The organism is Lactobacillus rodentium, from assembly GCF_003423665.1.
Lineage (GTDB): Bacteria > Bacillota > Bacilli > Lactobacillales > Lactobacillaceae > Lactobacillus > Lactobacillus rodentium.
Genome location: NZ_BFBY01000033.1, coordinates 1 through 451, shown reverse-complemented (window position 1 = coordinate 451; position 451 = coordinate 1). Strand labels below are relative to the sequence as shown.

General features: G+C 30.6%; 1 protein-coding gene. It reads left to right on the top strand.

Annotation, left to right across the window (positions count from 1 at the left end):
* The coding region (locus LrDSM24759_RS07640; protein ID WP_157964254.1) for an IS3 family transposase at positions 1-322 on the top strand (322 nt) is incomplete at its 5' end.
* Positions 323-451: the final 129 nt, after the last annotated feature.

Sequence of the window (451 nt, the reverse complement as noted above, 5' to 3'; positions counted from 1 at the left end):
GAATGGACTTATCTTTCATACTGATCAAGGTTGGCAATACCAACATCCTGCTTTTCAAAGTTGGCTTAAAGATCATGGTATTGAGCAATCAATGTCTAGAAAAGGAAATTCATTAGATGATGGATTAATGGAAGGTTTCTTTGGTATCTTAAAGCGAGAAATGTTCTATGGGTTTGAGAAAACATTTAAGAATTTAGATGAGCTTGAAAAAGCAATCAAAGAATATGTTTATTACTACAATAACAAAAGAATCAAGAGCACAATAAAAAACCATACTCCGATTCAATATCGAAATATGGTTTTAAATCAACTGGCTCAATAATATGTCCTAATTTTAGGGTTCATATCAGTTAAGCAGAAGCCTTTTTTGTATGCTGTTTTTATTTTAACGTAAGTTAGGTGTAACTATCTTTGTAGCCTTTTTAACTTTGCTAGGTAAAGTTAATTTATT